Origin of the sequence: Pseudomonas sp. ITEM 17296, assembly GCF_028895205.1 — a bacterium.
Taxonomy (GTDB): Bacteria; Pseudomonadota; Gammaproteobacteria; order Pseudomonadales; family Pseudomonadaceae; genus Aquipseudomonas; species Aquipseudomonas kermanshahensis.
On the sequence record NZ_WJRS01000022.1, the window covers coordinates 85,326 to 101,445 of the forward strand.

The 16,120-nt window shown below is 61.3% G+C and carries 14 protein-coding genes and 1 pseudogene; 9 read left to right on the forward strand and 6 right to left on the reverse strand.

The genetic code is table 11. From position 1 onward, the window contains the following. Window positions 1–6 precede the first annotated feature (6 nt). Window positions 7–1,698 (forward strand): NAD(P)H dependent flavin oxidoreductase family protein, encoded by a 1,692-nt coding sequence (locus GIB19_RS21370; protein WP_274887898.1) that lies wholly within the window; start codon window positions 7–9, stop codon window positions 1,696–1,698. Between the two features lie 40 nt (window positions 1,699–1,738). Here the strand turns inward: GIB19_RS21370 and GIB19_RS21375 are convergent, their stop codons facing one another. Further along, window positions 1,739–2,500 (reverse strand): helix-turn-helix transcriptional regulator, encoded by a 762-nt coding sequence (locus GIB19_RS21375; protein ID WP_099429662.1) that lies wholly within the window; start codon window positions 2,498–2,500, stop codon window positions 1,739–1,741. Between the two features lie 174 nt (window positions 2,501–2,674). Here GIB19_RS21375 and GIB19_RS21380 point away from each other — a divergent pair, with 174 nt between their 5' ends. The 4 genes and pseudogenes from GIB19_RS21380 (at window position 2,675) to GIB19_RS21395 (ending at window position 7,397) form a co-directional block, all read left to right on the forward strand. Further along, on the forward strand, window positions 2,675–3,625 hold the full coding sequence (locus GIB19_RS21380; protein WP_099429663.1) for a PDR/VanB family oxidoreductase: 951 nt from the start codon (window positions 2,675–2,677) through the stop codon (window positions 3,623–3,625). Between the two features lie 31 nt (window positions 3,626–3,656). Then, the gene (locus GIB19_RS21385) at window positions 3,657–4,766 is read left to right on the forward strand and encodes an aromatic ring-hydroxylating dioxygenase subunit alpha (RefSeq protein ID WP_099429664.1); all 1,110 of its coding nucleotides are present in this window, start codon (window positions 3,657–3,659) and stop codon (window positions 4,764–4,766) included. A gap of 46 nt (window positions 4,767–4,812) precedes the next feature. Next, complete coding sequence (locus tag GIB19_RS21390) at window positions 4,813–6,063, forward strand: OprD family porin (protein WP_274887899.1); 1,251 nt, start codon at window positions 4,813–4,815, stop codon at window positions 6,061–6,063. A 32-nt stretch (window positions 6,064–6,095) separates the two neighbouring features. After that, window positions 6,096–7,397: pseudogene (locus tag GIB19_RS21395) on the forward strand (MFS transporter). Between the two features lie 57 nt (window positions 7,398–7,454). Here the strand turns inward: GIB19_RS21395 and GIB19_RS21400 are convergent. Further along, on the reverse strand, window positions 7,455–7,952 hold the full coding sequence (locus tag GIB19_RS21400; RefSeq protein ID WP_033694339.1) for a RidA family protein: 498 nt from the start codon (window positions 7,950–7,952) through the stop codon (window positions 7,455–7,457). Between the two features lie 81 nt (window positions 7,953–8,033). Next, window positions 8,034–9,425 carry an NAD(P)/FAD-dependent oxidoreductase gene (locus GIB19_RS21405; protein ID WP_308445336.1) on the reverse strand — a complete coding sequence of 464 codons (1,392 nt, stop codon included), beginning with the start codon at window positions 9,423–9,425 and terminating at the stop codon, window positions 8,034–8,036. Between the two features lie 393 nt (window positions 9,426–9,818). On the opposite strand from GIB19_RS21405, the gene GIB19_RS21410 reads away from it, so the two are divergent. Together GIB19_RS21410 and GIB19_RS21415 are read left to right on the forward strand one after the other, a co-directional pair. Beyond that, the gene (locus tag GIB19_RS21410; protein WP_027596354.1) at window positions 9,819–10,067 is read left to right on the forward strand and encodes a CsbD family protein; all 249 of its coding nucleotides are present in this window, start codon (window positions 9,819–9,821) and stop codon (window positions 10,065–10,067) included. Between the two features lie 186 nt (window positions 10,068–10,253). Beyond that, window positions 10,254–10,670 carry a c-type cytochrome gene (locus GIB19_RS21415; protein ID WP_446731404.1) on the forward strand — a complete coding sequence of 139 codons (417 nt, stop codon included), beginning with the start codon at window positions 10,254–10,256 and terminating at the stop codon, window positions 10,668–10,670. Window positions 10,671–10,694: 24 nt separating this feature from the next. Here the strand turns inward: GIB19_RS21415 and GIB19_RS21420 are convergent, their stop codons facing one another. The 3 genes from GIB19_RS21420 to GIB19_RS21430 all read right to left on the reverse strand — a co-directional run bounded on the left by GIB19_RS21420 (window position 10,695) and on the right by GIB19_RS21430 (window position 14,283). Beyond that, entirely contained in the window at window positions 10,695–11,690 is a 996-nt protein-coding gene (locus GIB19_RS21420) for an Abi family protein (RefSeq protein ID WP_225876648.1), read from the reverse strand. Window positions 11,691–11,813: 123 nt separating this feature from the next. Continuing rightward, a complete protein-coding gene (locus tag GIB19_RS21425; protein WP_274887903.1) occupies window positions 11,814–13,232 on the reverse strand; it encodes an aldehyde dehydrogenase family protein in 1,419 nt (472 codons plus the stop codon). A 10-nt stretch (window positions 13,233–13,242) separates the two neighbouring features. Then, window positions 13,243–14,283, reverse strand: a complete 1,041-nt coding sequence (locus GIB19_RS21430) for a homoserine dehydrogenase (RefSeq protein ID WP_274887904.1) — start codon at window positions 14,281–14,283, stop codon at window positions 13,243–13,245. A 439-nt stretch (window positions 14,284–14,722) separates the two neighbouring features. On the opposite strand from GIB19_RS21430, the gene GIB19_RS21435 reads away from it, so the two are divergent. Together GIB19_RS21435 and icmH are read left to right on the forward strand one after the other, a co-directional pair. Further along, complete coding sequence (locus GIB19_RS21435; protein WP_157765559.1) at window positions 14,723–14,893, forward strand: type VI secretion system baseplate subunit TssF; 171 nt, start codon at window positions 14,723–14,725, stop codon at window positions 14,891–14,893. Window positions 14,894–14,908: 15 nt separating this feature from the next. Further along, window positions 14,909–15,712, forward strand: coding sequence for a type IVB secretion system protein IcmH/DotU (icmH, locus tag GIB19_RS21440; RefSeq protein ID WP_099429671.1), 804 nt, complete (start codon window positions 14,909–14,911; stop codon window positions 15,710–15,712). The last annotated feature ends 408 nt before the right edge of the window (window positions 15,713–16,120 follow it).

The following is a 16,120-nucleotide window of genomic DNA, read 5'->3' on the forward strand; positions in this document are numbered from 1 at the left end:
GTGTGTATGCAGCAACGCCATGTCATTGAACTGTCGCCCTCGGGCAAACGCTTCGAAGCCGCAGAAGGCTTGCTGCTCGACGCCATGCTCGCCAGCGGCCTGTCGGTGCCCTTCTCGTGCCGCCGCGGGGCCTGCGGGTCGTGCAAGGTCCAGGTGGTGTCGGGCCAGTACCGGGACAAGCAGCGCAGCGCAGACATGCCCGCGCCCTGCTACCCCCTGGCCGCCAACGAGATGCTGCTGTGCCAGAGCCATGCCTGCAGTGACATGCGCCTGGAAATCCCCGGCTGGTCGCTGGACACGCCAACGCTGGCCATCACTGCCCATGTGCTGAGCCAGCGCGCCCTGAGTGTCGACATCAGCGAACTGGTGCTGCAGCCCACCCAGCCTCTCGAAGTGCGCGCCGGCCAATACGTCAGGTTCTGCCTCGACAATGGCGACAGCCGCTGTTTCTCCATCGCCAACCTGCCAGCGCAGGACCAGGGGCGCTTGGTGTTTCATATGCGCAAGGTCAGCGGCGGGCTGTTTACCGAACGCGTGCTGCCCACGCTGCAGGTGGGCGATACATTGAAGTTGGAAGGGCCGGTGGGCGCCTGCACCTGGCAGCACGAAGAACAACGCCCGGTCGTGCTGTTCGCCACCGGCACGGGCTATGCCGGCATCAAGCCGTTGTTACTGACGGCGCTTGCGGGCCATGCCCCGGTTACGCTGTATTGGGGTGGTTCATCGCTGGCCGACTTCTATGACGGCGCGTTTCTCGACCAGGCCAGCCTTGCCCACCCACACTTTCGCTGGCACCGCGTGCTATCGGCCCAAGCCCGCGTGCAGCAGGTCGCGCTGACCCATGCCCACCGGTGGGCCGATACCCAGGTCTATGCCTGCGGCAACAGCGCGATGATCACCAAGGCCCGCGAACAGTGCCTGGCAGCGGGCGTGCAGGCTCACCGCTTTGTCGCCGAGGCTTTCGTTGCCAGCGGCGCATCGGCGCCGGCGGCTGCGTCGCTGAGCACCCTGGACCCGGTGCTGGAAAAAGTCGGCCCACGTTACTCGTTGGACGGCATGCTCGCAGCCCGCGAGCAATCGGTACGAGCCCTGGCAGCCATTGTCAGCCAACTGAAAGTCGGCATGACCACTGCCGAGGCGTTGCAGATGGCGGCCGAGACGTTGCAGGCGATGGGCGCGTCGCACACCTGGCACCCGACCTATATCCGCTTTGGCGACGACACCGTGCGCACACCCCGCCAAGGCATCGACCCACAGCGCCAACTGCGCGCCAGCGACATCGCCGTGGTCGACCTCGGTCCGGTGTGGGATGGCTACGAAGGCGACTACGGCGACACCTTCGTGTTTGGCGAGCACCCGCTGTATCACGCCTGCGTCAAGGCCCTGCACGACGTGTTCGAAGAAACGCGCCAAGCCTGGTGCGCGGGGCTGACCGGCCGTGAGCTGTACGACTTCGCCGAACGCAGCGCTCTCGCCAAAGGCTGGCAGCTGGAGCGCAACCTGGCCGGGCATCGCATTGCCGACTTCCCGCATGCCCTGTTCGGGCAGGACAAACTGGCCGAGTTGGACATCGTGCCGAGTGAGATGGTGTGGGTGCTGGAGATTCAGCTGTGCCACCCCACCGAGCCGGTAGGGGCGTTTTTCGAGGACATTCTGGTTGGCCAAAACAGCCCACTTATCAATGAACAAAGGTCATAAGTACATGCCGATTCAGCTTGCCCGATTAGCCTGCCCAACATCATGAAAACAAGGCAAACAACTGACTGCGAAAGTGAATACCAAGCCGGTCAAACGCCCGGTTACGGTAGGTTTTCACAGTGCTCTCCTTGATGCCCAGGTCGGCGGCAATGCCGGCGTGGGTCATGCCCTGAAGCAGGCGGATGCAGATGTTCAACTCTTGCGTGGTCAGGTCGGGGCAGCGCTGGAGCAGCTGCTGCCGAGGGTCCTTGACGGGGTTCAGGGCTTTCAGCGCCAGGTGCCCACGCAAGAGCTGCAACAACGCCGGGCTGAGCGCTTCGCACATCTGCAGTTCACGGTCGTTGAAATAGCCTTGGTCGTGGTGGCGGTAGAGGTTGAACTGCACCGGGCGCGCCTGCTCGTCCAGGTACACACTGGACAACCGTTCGATCATGCCGTTGCGCTGGTAGATCGCCTCGCGGTAGGGCCCGTGGCGGATGTCCTGGGCGACCAGGTGGCCGACTTGCCCAGGGGCCGCCTTCAAGGGTTCGAACAGCGGGTCGTAGCGATGGTAGTGCTCGATGTACGCCTGGCCGCACCGCAGCACCAGGTTGGTGTCCGGGTGGCGGGTGCCGGCTGCCAGTAGCTGCGGCCGCGCGCCGTCCATGCGCAGGACGGAAAAATGCTGGCAAGCCGCCCATTGGCCCAGGCAGTCCAGCAACGCACCGGGAAAACCGGGCGTCCCCAGCGTACGGGTCAAGTCGCTAAATGGGCGTATTTCCGCTGGCAAGGTCGATGCCTGTGGGGTGCTGAGACGAATCATGGCGGCACTCGGCTATTTATTGTTTTTGGATCGAGCGAACAAGGCCCGATAAATAGTTAACCTATTAACTATCAGTCTGCCGCCAATCATTGTCCTTGTCCACCTCACGGGTGACAGCCCTGCCAGACGCTCGTCCGTAAGCTGGCCCGACAACGACAATGAGCGCAAACACCCATGGACCTCCACCCCCTCGACCTGCGCGTCACGCGCTACGCAGCCGAAGCCAAGGACGTCGTTCTGATCGAACTGCGCGCCGCCGATGGCCGAGCGCTTCCGCCCTTCAGCGCGGGTGCACACCTGGAAATCTGCGTCGCCGGCGACCTGCCACGCCACTACTCACTGCTCAATGCACCCCATGAACGCGACCGCTACCTGATCGCTGTCGGCCTGGCGCCTGACAGCCGCGGCGGCTCGCGCTTCCTGCATCAGCAACTGCGCCTGGGCGACACCCTCGCCTGCAGCCTGCCCCGCAACCATTTCCCGCTGGACGAGCACCTGCAACGTTACTGCCTGGTAGCCGGCGGCATCGGCATCACCCCGATACTGGCGATGCTGCGCTGGTGCCAGGCGCACGACAAAGACTGGCGGTTGGTGTACTGCGCCCGCAACCGGCAACGCGCCGCGTTCTATGAAACGTTGCGCGAACTGGACCCTGCGCGGGTGCACCTGCACTTCAACGACGAAGCGGGCGGCCATCTGGATACCGCTGGGCTGCTCGACACCCTGCGCGACGACGAGCACCTGTACGCCTGCGGGCCGGCGCCAATGCTCGATGCCCTGCAAGCCGCTGCGGGGCCGCGCGCCGAACGCCTGCACATCGAACGCTTCAACGCCGCGCCGGCCAGCACCGAGGGGGACAGCGGCTTCACCGTGCACCTGAGCCGTAGCGACCGCAGCCTCTGGGTCGCGCCCCAGCAAACGATCCTCGAAGCCCTCGAGCACCATGGTATCGAGTTGCCCTTTTCGTGCCGCGCCGGCCTCTGCGGCAGTTGCGAAACCCGCGTCTGCGCAGGCGTGCCAGACCACCGCGACCTGATCCTCTCGGACGCCGACAAGGCCGAAGGCCGCAGCCTGATGATCTGCGTTTCTCGTGCCCTCGGCGACAGCCTGGTGCTGGACCTCTGAACCGCCCCACCCTTCTTGAAGGAGCAACCCCATGTCACTGCCAAGCAGCAACCTCATCGCGCATGCGCGCAAGGCCAGCGAACCGATGGCCAACCGTGAAACCCCGTTCATCTACAACGAGTGGTACGTTGCCGCCTTCGACGATGAAGTCGGCCGGCATTTGTTGGCCCGGCGCCTGCTCGGTCGCCGCGTGGTGATGTACCGCACAGAAGCGGGTGAACCGGTGGCCCTGGAAGACCGCTGCGCACACCGCTCGTTCCCACTCTCGCGCAGTCACCTGCAAGGCGACACCATCGTCTGTGGCTACCACGGTTTTCGCTACGACGCCGCCGGCGACCTGACCGAAGTGCCGTCCCAGAAAAACTGCCCGCGCGGCATTGGCGTACGCCGCTACCCGCTGGTGCGCCAGGGGCCGCTGCTGTGGATATGGCTGGGCGAGCAAGCCCTCGCCGACCCGGCGCTAATCCCCCATCAGGCGTGGATCGACGACCCGGCCTGGGCCTGCACCTCCGGGTATTTCCATCACCCGGGCAACTACGTCAGCCTGCATGAGAACCTCATGGACCTGACCCACCTGAGCTTCCTGCATGCCAACACTATCGGCACCCCGGACTACGCCAGTGCCCCGTACAAACTGGACCTCAAGGAAGGCCATTACACCCTGATCCGCGAAGTGGTACCGACCACCCTGTCACCGGTCTGGGGCAAGACCACAGGCCTGGAAGGCTGTGCCAGTGCAGCCCGCATTGCCACCTCGGAGTTTCTCTCCCCGGCCCTGCACCGGGTCAGCGTGACCTTCTACGACAGCGCGCAACCGGCCGAGCAACGCCAGCAGTTTCACATTCGTACCGCGCACATCCTGACCCCGGAAACCGCCAACAGCCTGCACTACTTCATTGTCCATGGCCGCGACTTTGCGCAACACGACGAAGCCTTGGGCGACTACATGCACGAGCAGCTGTTCGCCGCCTTCAACGAAGACGTCGAAGGGCTCGGGGCACTGGAAGCCGCGCTCGACGACCGTGACGACCACCACTACGAGATTTCCGTGGCCAGTGACGCGCCGGCCGTCGCCACCCGCATGTACCTGAAGAAACGTGCCGATGCCGAACGCCTGCACACCAGCCGCAAGGCCGGCTGAAGGCAGCGCAGGCCGCCGTCCATAACAACAATAAAAGGGACAACACATGTTCAAGCCTGAACGGGGTATCACCTGCCTGCGCCTGGCCCTGCTGGCAGCACTGGCTTTGCCAGTGCATGCCCGCGCCGACTTCGTCGCCGACAGCCAGGGCAGCCTGGAGCTGCGCAACTTCTACCAGAATCGCGATTTTCGCCAGAGCGGTGCCAAGGCCTCGCAAGTCGGCAACTGGTCGCAAGCCTTCATGCTCCGAATGCAGTCGGGGTTCACCGACGGGCCTGTCGGGTTCGGGCTGGATTATCTCGGCCTGCTGGGGGTCAAGCTCGACTCAGGGCGTGGCCGCAGCGGCGACGGCACGCTGCCTTTTGGCTCGCAATCAGGCCGGCCGGTGGACGACTTCAGCCACATGGGGGTTACCGGCAAGCTGCGCGTGGCCAAGACCCGACTCGACGTCGGCATCCTCACCCCGACTTTGCCCGTGGTCTTCCGTGATGACATGCGCCTGATGCCCCAGACGTTCGATGGCGCGCTGCTGCAGTCGCAGGACGTCGAACGGCTTACCCTCACCGCCGGGCAACTCTGGCGCTCGCGCACCCGCGAATCGTCAGGCAGCGACCGCATGTACCTGGCCGGGCGCAGCGCCGACTTCGACAGCGGCGCCTTCGATGTACTCGGCGCCAGCTATGACATGGGCCACGGTTTGATCGCCAGCGTCTTTCGCGGCGAACTGCACGACGTCTACCGGCAAGACTACTACGGCCTGGTGCACACGCTGCCACTGGGGCCAGGGATGTCGCTGCTCACCGACCTGCGCTACTTCGACAGCAACAGCGCCGGCACTGCCAAGGCCGGCAGCGTCGACAACCGCAACTTCAACATGATGAGCACCTTCAGTGTTGGCGCGCACAAGGTTGGCGTGGGCTACCAGCGCATGTACGGCAATGACGCCTTCCCCACCCTGAACGGCTACACCCCGCCGTACACCGCCAACCTGGTCACGATCGGCACCTTCACCAGTGCCGGCGAGGTCTCCTGGCAGGCCCGCTATGACTACAACTTCGTCGCCCTTGGGCTACCCGGGCTGAGCTTCATGACCCGCTACGTGCGGGGCGACGAGATCCGCACCGGCGCTGCCGACGGCCATGAGTGGGAACGCGACACCGACCTCACCTACGTGATTCAGGCCGGCTACTTCCAGGGCCTGAGCCTGCGTTGGCGCAACGCGGCCTATCGCTCCAGTTACGCCAGCGACATGGACGAGAACCGGCTGATCCTCAGCTACACCCTGAAACTCTGGTGAATCCCCCTACACCTGCCCTTCGAGGTACTTCCATGAGTCAGACCTTCGAGACTCTGCAACACACGCAGAGCACTGCCAGCACCCACCGCCAGGTCAGCTGGCGGATCATGCCGCTGCTGCTGATCAGCTACGTGTTCGCCCACCTGGACCGCATTAACATCGGCTTCGCCAAACTGCAGATGAGCAACGACCTGCAATTCTCCGACACCGTGTACGGCCTGGGGGCCGGGCTGTTCTTCGTCGCTTATGCGATGTTTGGCGTGCCGGCCAACCTGGTGCTCGACAAGCTCGGCCCGCGGCGCTGGATCGCCCTGATGATGGTGACCTGGGGGCTGCTCTCCAGTGCCATGCTGCTGATTGAAAGCGCCCAGGGTTTCTACGCCCTGCGTTTCGGCCTCGGGGTGGCCGAAGCCGGTTTCTTCCCGGGCATTCTGGTCTACCTGTACCGCTGGTTCCCGGCTGGGCGCAGGGCGTCGATCACGGCCCTGTTCACCCTGGCGGTGCCTATGGCCGGCGTAGTCGGCGGCCCGGTATCGGGCTGGATCCTCGAACACATGCAAGACACCGCCGGGCTGCGCGGCTGGCAGTGGATGTTCCTGATCGAAGGCCTGCCAGTCGTGGCGCTGGGCCTGGTGATACTGGCGCGGCTCGACGACCGCATCGAAGACGCACGCTGGCTCAGCGACGCGCAGAAGCAGGCGTTGCGGCAAACGCTGGCCGGCGAAGAAGCGCGCAAACAGATCAGTTCCTGGCGCGGCATCTTTGCCAATGGCCAGGTCTGGCTGCTGGTGGCGATCTATTTCGCGGTCATGCTGGCGGTCAACACCCTGGCCTTCTGGATGCCTGCGCTGATCCACGGCTCGGGGGTTGCCCACGACAGCCAGGTTGGCCTGCTCAGTGCCCTGCCCTATCTGGCGGGCTGCTTCTTCATGATTGCCGTGGGGCGTTCTTCCGACCACCACAAAGAGCGGCGCTGGCACTTGTGCGTGCCGATTCTGATGTGCGCGTTGGGCTTGACCCTGACCGGCCTGCAGCCGCAGTCACCGCTATGGGTCATGGCCGGCCTGGCCATTGCCGGCATGGGCGCCAGCAGCGCATTGCCGATGTTCTGGCAGTTGCCACCCGCCTATCTGGCCGGCCCGATACTGGCGCCGGGGCTGGCGCTGATCAGCTCGCTGGGCAGTGTCGCCGCTTTCGTGGCGCCTTAACTGATCGGCTGGATGCGCGATAACACGCAAAGTGCCAGCCTGGCGCTGTACCTGTTGTCGCTGGTGATCGCCTTGGGGGCGCTGCTGGTGCTGCGTACCTCGGCTGCGGTGGTCAACCCACGCTGAGGCGAGGTACGCAGGCAGGCGTGGCTAGGCCGCGCCAGCCTTCAGCAACTATCCCTCTCAGGGACGAACTGCAGTCACTTCGATCTCAACACGCCAGGCTGGGTGAGCCAAGCCTGCAATCTGGAACGCGGAACGTGCAGGCAGGACTGGCTGCTTGGCGTCTGGGCCGAAGAACTGGGTGTAGCCGGCCATGAAGCCGTCGAAGTCCATCTTGCCGCCGTTCTCCGGGCCGCCTACCAGGAATACCTGCATCTTCACCACATCCTTCAGGCCCAGACCGAGGTCTTTGAGCTGCTTCTGGATGTTCTCCAGCACATTGATGGTTTGTGCTTTGGTATCACCGAAGGATTCCAGCGAATCCTTGGCTGCCTCTGGGTGAATAGCCGACGGAACGGAGCCGCTCAGGTAAACGACGGTCTTGCCTGCGGGTACTTCGACAGCTGCCGAAATGGGGAAACTGCCTGCGCTGTGGCGCACGACATCCTGTGCATGAACGCTCCCGGCACCAGCAATTGTCAGGGCCAATGCAGCAACGGTCTTGAAAGCGACCTTCATGTGTTTCTCCTAGTTGATTACCACGGGTGATGTGCACGCCTCGACGAGGCATGCACGGTCATTCCATTGTCGTAGCGGGGTTTAGAATCGATACAGGCTAAACGGTGTTGGGTCCAGCACTGGGGCTTTGCCCAGCAGCAGGTCGGCCGTCAATTCGGAAGACACCGGGCTTTCTGTCATGCCCCAACCGGTCGCGGTGTTGATGACCAGGCCAGCGTACTCTTTGACGGTCGAGATGATCGGGTTTTCGTCCGGGGCGATCGCCATGGCGCCGCTCCACTGATCGATCAGTTTCGACTCGGCGAAGGCTGGGAATTCGACCTTGAGTTTTGCCAGCGAGGCATTGAGCTCTGGAAGGTCAGGGGCCGCCGTCATCAGCCTGTTTTTCTCGAACGGCGACACTTCATCCAGCTTCCAGCTGGTTGGCTGAAGGAACGAATCGATCAACTGCTTGTTGAGCGACACGTGAACCGGGAAGTCCGGGATGGCCAGCAGTGGCAGGTACTTGTAGCCATACATGAAGGACTCTTTGACCACCGGCGCAACCACGACGCGCGGCGAGGTGGCGTAGGTGCCGTCAGCCTGCTCGCGGAAGTAGATGTTCCCTGGCAACGCAACGTTACCGCCCGGTGCGCGAGGTGCCGCGCTGATGATCTGCTGGGACTGGTAGGCAGGCAAGGTCGGTACATCGACCCCCAGGTTCTGCATGAACAGCCTGGACCAGGCACCGCCGGCCACGACGACGCGAGAGGTCTTGATGGCGCCCTTCTCGGTCACCACGTCGGAGATGGCACCTGCTTGGGTTTCCAGCCCACGCGCGGCGCAGTGGGTGTAGATGCGCACGCCCATTTTCTTGGCGTACTCGGCCATAACGTACGAGGCACGCTCGGCGTCCAGGCTGCCCGAGTCTTCCTCGAAGCCTGCGATCTTCCAGCTGGACGAGGCACCGCGCAGGCGCTGCTCAAGTTCAGTGCCTTGAATGATGCGGGTCTTGAAGGGAATGTCGGAGCCAACCTCACGGGTTTTGAGGTCGATCCACTTTCTGACGCCTTCCAGGTCTTCTTCATCGAAAGGCACTTCGACACGGCCTTGGGTGCGGTAGCTGGTGTCAGCACCAACCTTGGCATTCATCTCGCGCCAGCGTTGCTTGGCAAGGTGGTGCAACTGGAAGGTCGCATCCGGCATCTTGTAGGTCATGACCTGGCCATAGAACCGGCAGGACTGCTCGCCGGCAATATCACCTTTCTCAACGATGACGACCGACAGGCCACGCTCGACCAGGTTGATCGCGGTGGTAAGACCGAGAATGCCCGCGCCGATGACGACCACGTCTGCTTGCTTGGGCAGCACACCCTCGGTGCCTTCGACAAAACCGAACCGCGGTTTGCCGGGGATCAACCGACCCTCGCGCGTCAGCATAGGGGTAAGAATCCCCGCACCTGCCGCAGCTGCCACAACGCCGCCGCCAATCAAAAACTTACGCCTGGTCATTCCCATGACACTTTCCTTTCCTAGCATTCAGTATCGGTTACATCAGCCCGAACAACGGGCGCATGCAAGGCCGACAGCCCACCTGGCCAACTATGCGGCCATTGTATGAGGCTGACGGTTCAAATTGAGGGCGGCTATTCTGGTGATGCTGCACTGCGGGAGGAATCGCTGGGGGCAAATACTTAGTTCACGTATTTCGTAACTTTCACACAAAGGACATAAATAGTTGATATGGCGACATGGCGACTGCGTAAGTGGCGCTGTCCAGACGTTGGCAATTAGCCGGCGACATCTTCTTTGAACTAATTGGTTAACCCTGCGCCCTAAGCCTGAGCAGCAAGACCATTGCCACTCACTAGAAAGGTTCGATCATTTATGAAACGTGAACAGATTGAAGGTGTTGCAGAGCAGGTAACCGGTAAAGCACAAAGCGCGGTGGGTCGGCTTATTGACGACCCCGCCCTGGAAGCTGAGGGTGATGGGCGCCAGGTCGCTGGCCAACTCACTAAAAGCTACGGTGACGCATTGAATAACGTTTCTACTTTTGTGAAAGAGAAGCCCATCGCAGCGCTGGCCATTGGTGCAGCCATCACGTTAGTTCTGAGCCGCCTGTTGCGGCGTTGAGCATGAGAGTTCACGGGCCTTTAATGCCAGTCAGTTAGGCGTTATTGCCGGTAATTGGGGCCGCTGCGATGGGCCGAGCAGCGGCCCCCTTGGCCCTAACTGGCTGGCATCAGGTTGTGTTCTGGCATAATTCGGTATAGCCCTGCACTGACACCCAAGGAAGAAAGAATGTCGGAACATTCTGGGATGCTGGAACACCTCCTTCAACAACAACGCCAGCTGACATCAAAAAAACTGTTCTTCGTTTTACTAGGGGTTTTCTCGCTCACGCAAATACCCCACGCCTTCGCAGAAAACGCCAATGGCAAAAATCTATACGTGCAACGATGTGCGGTATGCCACGGAGCAGATATCAGGGGAACCGGGGCGTTAGCCACTAAAAGCAACCCTCCCGCACCTGACCTTACAACGGCTGCCTTCAAGAAACGCCTGAACGACTACCCAGGCGTTATTGTGGCGTCAGTGATACTTAGGCCAAATGGAAACTTGATTCCAAAGACGCTACAGGAGAACGGTGTGAAAATCCCGCCGCACGCCTGGAGCGTTCAGGATTTTCGCGATCTGAATCAATACATGACGGGTATCATTTCAAGAGCACGTTGATCTCGAGACGACGAACTCAGCGGCTTAGAAACCGAACAGCTGTCGTGGGAATCTACTCTCGGATGGCAGGCCAAGCGATGCAAAGAGGCAGCCAGGCAAATCGGGCTTCGTGTCTATCACGTCCGCCACTTGGTGGAGCCAGTGTGAACCTGGCCCGATCTTGCGTAGCAGGTACCAGATTACAGCGATCAGCCCGTAGAGACGGCTGAGTGCGTTCTGATCCAGCGCCACGTTTTTAAAGTATGCCTCCGCAGGCAGTACAGGTAACGGGTTGGTGGCGACCTGGTTCCAAATGCGCGTATGGTGAGCGCTGCGGTTGCGTAGCGTGTTGATCTCCTGCAGCCAGTCCTTCAGGACTTTGGCATTGCTAATACCCAGTCGAGCTGCAATGCGGTTTTGATGGCTTCCCTTCAGGATCTCAAAGTATTTGGAGAGCGTCCCGAAGTCCCAGGCTTCGACGACAACCCAAAACGGCATGGCTTTGTGGTTCTGCCTGTGCCATTCGATGCAGTCTTCGCGGCTGCGGTTGACTTGCTCGGTTTGCCGAGTTTTCCACTCGCTCCAGGTGTTGCGCTGTCTCCCACGCCGATCCTGCCAGTTGGCAGTTTGCCTGGGATTGATGAAACGAGGGTCCAGGTAAGCCAGCGGATCGTGATAGCCAACCTCATGAGCAACTATCGAGCGCAAATGAATTTCGATGCGCTCGATGGCATCGAGCATCAACTGACGAAGCTTTTTGTCGAATAGATACAGACTGAATGCCGAATCGAAGCACGTGCCCGCCGTGAAGGTGTCTTGGCGAAGCGGCTTTTGGGTGATGTTGCAGAGGGTGACTTGGCCGCGCTGGTCCCGCACAAACTCTCGCGCAGGAAACCAGAACCCACTCAGCCGGTAGTACCCCACTTGAGCCAGCTTGCGCTCAGCCCGTAGGGGGCACGCAACTATCATTCCACGGCTGACCAAGAGCTTGGCCAGGTTGCTGTAGGACTGAAATGGCTTGGGCGGAGCGAGTTGTCGCAACTTCCATGTCCCAGAAATGAGAAGGCCCAACCATAGAGCCGGACTTGCCAGCACCAGAGGATTGGGCGCGATTGCTGCAAATACTCGGCCACACCGCCTGTTTTGTCAAGGCAGACCCGCCCATCAATCCAAGTGGTTGATGCACACCACCTTGGGCTGGGTCATGTCCTCATAGGCAAACCGCACCCCTTCGCGGCCCAGGCTGCCGTACTTGAAGCCCCCAAACGGCATGGCGTCGAAGCGGTAATCGGAGGAGTCGTTGATCATCACGCCACCGGCCTCGATCCGCCGCGCCAACTTCAGCGCCGTCGACAGGTCTCGGGTGAATACCCCTGCATGCAGGCTGTATTCCGGGGCATTGGCCAGGGCAACGGCCTGGTCGAGGGTGTCGAACGGCTCCAGGATTACTACGGGGGCGAACACTTCCTGCAGCCAAATACGGCTGTCGTGGCTGACCGTTTCCAGTACCGTAGGTGCGTACAGAGCACCTTGCCGGCGATGACCGCAAAGCAGCGTCGCCCCCTGCCCCAGCGCTTCTTCCACCAGTTGCTCGGTACGGCGGGCCGCCTGCTCGGTAACCATCGGGCCGACATCCGTGTCCGGGCTGGCGGGGTCACCCAGCTGCAAAGCCTTGGATTGCGCGACGAACTGCTCGCGGAAGGCTTCGTACACCGCGCGCTGCACCAGAATCCGTTGCGTGCCGATGCAGTTCTGCCCCGCCGCCCAGAAGGCCCCAGAGACACAGGACTCCACGGTCGGCCCCAGGTCGCAGTCTTCCAGCACCAGTACAGGCGCATTGCCGCCCAGGTCCATGGCGAGCTTTTTGAGCCCTGCGCTGCGGGCGATCGATTCGCCGGTGGCAAAACCGCCGGTAAACGAAATCATGCGCACCTCACGCAGCTCGACCAGCGCCTTGCCCAGTTCGACACCACCGGTTGCCGTGGTCACCACGTTGTCGCCAAGCCCGGCCTGCACCAGGCAATCGACCAGCTTCAACGCCGACAACGGCGCCAGCTCGGACGGTTTTAGGATCACCGCATTGCCCCCGGCAATCGCCGGGCCCAACTTGTGCGCCACCAGGTTCAGCGGGTCGTTGTAGGGCGTGATCGCGACAATCAGGCCCAGCGGTTCGCGGCTGAACCAGCCTTGGCGGGCTTCGGACCCTTCATAGGCTTCGAACGGCACCACCTCCCCGGCATTGCGCCGGGCTTCTTCGGCGGACAGCTTCAGCGTGTTCACACAGCGCTTCACTTCCTTCTGGGCCTGACGCAGGGTTTTACCGGCTTCGGCCACGATCAAGTTGGCGAACGCAGCCGCATCGGCTTCGACCAACCGCGCAGCTTCTTCAAGAATGCGCGCGCGACGGTGCCGTGGCATCGCTGCACTTTCAAGGCACCCCGCCCGTGCGCGTGCCAGCAAGGCGGGCACGGCCGTGGCGTCCAGATTGGGCACACGCCCCACCAGGCGGCCGTCGAAGGGGCTGAACACGTCGATGTGGCTCGGCGCTACAGCGTGAACACTGGCCATGCGAGATACGCTCATAAAGGCTCCGTTACTGACGCGGGGTGGTGTGCAGGGCGATGATGTCGGAGAGCAAGGCATAGGCGGTTTCGATACGCCCTGCGCCCGGCCCGGACACCGTGACCGCCCCCAGCAGCCCACTGTTGAACGACACCGCATTGACCGCGCCATTGATGCCGGCAAGCGGATGATCGAGCGGCAACAAACGCGCTTCGACACTCGCGGACACCGTGCCGTCAGCACCCTTGCTGGCAGCGCCGATCAGTTTCCAGCACTGGCCCGTGGCATGCGCCTTGACGATATCCGACGCGCTGATGCCGCTGATGCCCGAGCACATCACGTCGCTGACGCTCAAGCGCGCATCCAGCAACTCGTTGGCCAGGATCACCACCTTCAGGCGCACGTCAAAGCCTTCGACGTCCGCCGTCGGGTCGGCCTCTGCGTACCCCAGTTGCTGCGCCTGGGCCACCGCATCCGCGAACGACATGCCGTCTTTCATGCGGGTCAGCACGTAGTTGGAGGTGCCGTTCAGAATGCCTTCGAAGCCTTGAATTTGCGAACCTGCCAGGGCCTGCTTGGCCAGGCGGATCACCGGGGTGCCGCTCATGACCGCGCCTTCGTATTCGAACGCGACATTGTGGCGGCGCGCCAGCGCCTTCAGTTCGGCGCCGTGCAATGCAATCGGCCCCTTGTTGGTGGTCACCACATGGATGCCACTCTCGAGCGCCCAGCGGCAGAAGGTGGCCGCCGGCTCGCCATCGACCGGGTTGGTGAAGGTAGCCTCAGCGATGATGTCCGCGCCGGACTGCTTGATGACGGTCTCGTTGAACGCCTCGGCAGTGCCCCCTGCAATCAGGGCGAGCGCGCCCTTTTCGGCGGGCAAGGCTGCCAGTTCGGCAGCGTCCAGGCCATTGCGGTCGACCACCGAACCGAGGAACAGGTCGGTGACGCCGACGATCTTCAGGCTAAAGCCGAGGGTGGCCTGCCAGCTGTCATTATGCGTTGCGATCAACTGGGCCAGGCCTCTGTTGACACCGCCAAAACCGACCAGGGCAATGTTGTATTCAGTCACGAAGGCATTCCTTTTTGCTGTTGTTTGATGGGCCTAGCGTACGAGCCGGCTACGGGCAGTTGAATAGGCCAAAGTGCCGTATTTATTGGGCGTTCTGCCCACGGTGCGAAATGGCCGCCGCCGAGAAAACCCTCAGTGCTTTAGTGACCAGGTGCGCATCATTTATCAGCGAAAATAGCCAGCCAACGATCCGGCGGGCGAACAGGTCAATAACTGCCGTCACGTGACCAAATCACTTAGTAAAGCCCGAAGAAATGAAATAAGTGCTAACACTTTTATTGAGAACAACGCTCAACGACCTGCGATAAATAATTGAACAGCGCGCACCACCTCACCGCAATTAAACCGTGAGCCTGTAAGAACTTTCTTACACATCTTCCCGATCAGTGCTTACTGATTCGGACCAGCACCTTTAGTTAGAGCACTCAACACAACAAACATGAGGTTTAAAGAGTGCGAGGTCGAGCTGCAGTTATTCAGCGACGTGATGCCCCACTTTATGGCGTTGTACGCCAGCAGCAATGCCTTTCATCCACTCGAAATCGTCAACACCGCCAACGCAACCCGCCAGCTATGGCCCGCCCGGACCGGGCGGCAACCGGTAATGTGACCAGGAGGTCCACTTATGAAGAGCGTGCCCGAACAGGCCTACGCAAAAGGGCATATCGATGCCCAAGAGTCGCCTTCACTGAGCGAGCTATTCCCGCAAATCGATGCCCTGGGATTCGACACCCGCTCGAACACAGGCAACCCCATCCACGACATCGCCTCGCCGCTGCTCGGCCTGGTCATTCGCATGGAGGGTACCGAGCAGTATGACCATGTCGAACAGCTGTACGCTCATGTCAAGACCATGATCCATGGAATGGTCGAGGAAGTACGCCAACTTGAGCACTGCGATGAAGGTGACCGTGTAGTGTTCTCCTACTGCCTGTGCTGCGTGGTGGACGAAGCTGTGATGGCCACACCGTGGGGACGCGAGTCGCCCTGGAAGGCGCAGTCCTTGCTCAGCGCCATCCATCAAGAGACCTGGGGCGGCGAGAAATTCTTCAGCGTGCTCGAACGCCTGCTAGAGGCGCCGGAGAATCGCTATGACCTGTTCGTGTTCCTGTTCTGGTGCCTGGCATTGGGCTACCGAGGCAAGTATGCCAACCAGACCAACGGCGATCAGGAGCTGGATATCTGGATGAATCGCCTGCACGAGCGAATCATTGAGCTGCGCGGCAGCCGGCCTACCGCCGAACGTTTGACCGATCCTTTCACCAACGTGGCACCCCGGCACTATCGCATGAACCGTCAACTGCCCTGGTGGACACCGTGGGCGGTCATGGGCGTGTGCTGCACCGGCATCTATCTGTACTTCACCACCAAACTCAACGGCATTACCCAACAGGTGTTGGCATCACTGCAGACCATGCTCCAGCAATAACTTCAGCAAGGCTGTCTTGATATGACTCAACAGTCACCTTACCTATAGGTACGGCGAGTACGGTTATGCCCATAAAAACAAATAGCGGCGTATTTAGAGAAACTTCCTACAACTTTTTAGGACGTGATAACGGCGACCTGGAATGGATTCCCCGTTACGGTCTTTGGGTGCACTTACGCCGCGCATTCTATAACGCGCCCGGCCTCGTGAACCTGCCCGATGGAATAAACCGCAGGAGCCCGTATGAGCAACTTGAATGATGTGCGCTTCACCTTCAGCACACCCGCCGATGAGGCAATACCGTTTGATGTGGTGTCGTTCGAACTGACCGAAGCAGTCAGCGAGTTGTACCGCCTGGAAGTCGAACTGGTCAGCTTTGCCGACGACGCCGACTTCGCCCCCCTTCTC

What these genes read in the sequence shown, in the direction of transcription:
- GIB19_RS21380 (WP_099429663.1), top strand. Translation starts at nt 2,675, where the DNA reads ATGGACCTCCACCCCCTCGACCTGCGCGTCACGCGCTACGCAGCCGAA.
- GIB19_RS21390 (WP_274887899.1), top strand. Translation starts at nt 4,813, where the DNA reads ATGTTCAAGCCTGAACGGGGTATCACCTGCCTGCGCCTGGCCCTGCTG.
- GIB19_RS21400 (WP_033694339.1), bottom strand. Translation starts at nt 7,952, where the DNA reads ATGAAGGTCGCTTTCAAGACCGTTGCTGCATTGGCCCTGACAATTGCT.
- GIB19_RS21425 (WP_274887903.1), bottom strand. Translation starts at nt 13,232, where the DNA reads ATGAGCGTATCTCGCATGGCCAGTGTTCACGCTGTAGCGCCGAGCCAC.
- icmH (WP_099429671.1), top strand. Translation starts at nt 14,909, where the DNA reads ATGAAGAGCGTGCCCGAACAGGCCTACGCAAAAGGGCATATCGATGCC.
- GIB19_RS21385 (WP_099429664.1), top strand. Translation starts at nt 3,657, where the DNA reads ATGTCACTGCCAAGCAGCAACCTCATCGCGCATGCGCGCAAGGCCAGC.
- GIB19_RS21410 (WP_027596354.1), top strand. Translation starts at nt 9,819, where the DNA reads ATGAAACGTGAACAGATTGAAGGTGTTGCAGAGCAGGTAACCGGTAAA.
- GIB19_RS21415 (WP_446731404.1), top strand. Translation starts at nt 10,254, where the DNA reads ATGCTGGAACACCTCCTTCAACAACAACGCCAGCTGACATCAAAAAAA.
- GIB19_RS21375 (WP_099429662.1), bottom strand. Translation starts at nt 2,500, where the DNA reads ATGATTCGTCTCAGCACCCCACAGGCATCGACCTTGCCAGCGGAAATA.
- GIB19_RS21435 (WP_157765559.1), top strand. Translation starts at nt 14,723, where the DNA reads ATGAGGTTTAAAGAGTGCGAGGTCGAGCTGCAGTTATTCAGCGACGTG.
- GIB19_RS21370 (WP_274887898.1), top strand. Translation starts at nt 7, where the DNA reads ATGCAGCAACGCCATGTCATTGAACTGTCGCCCTCGGGCAAACGCTTC.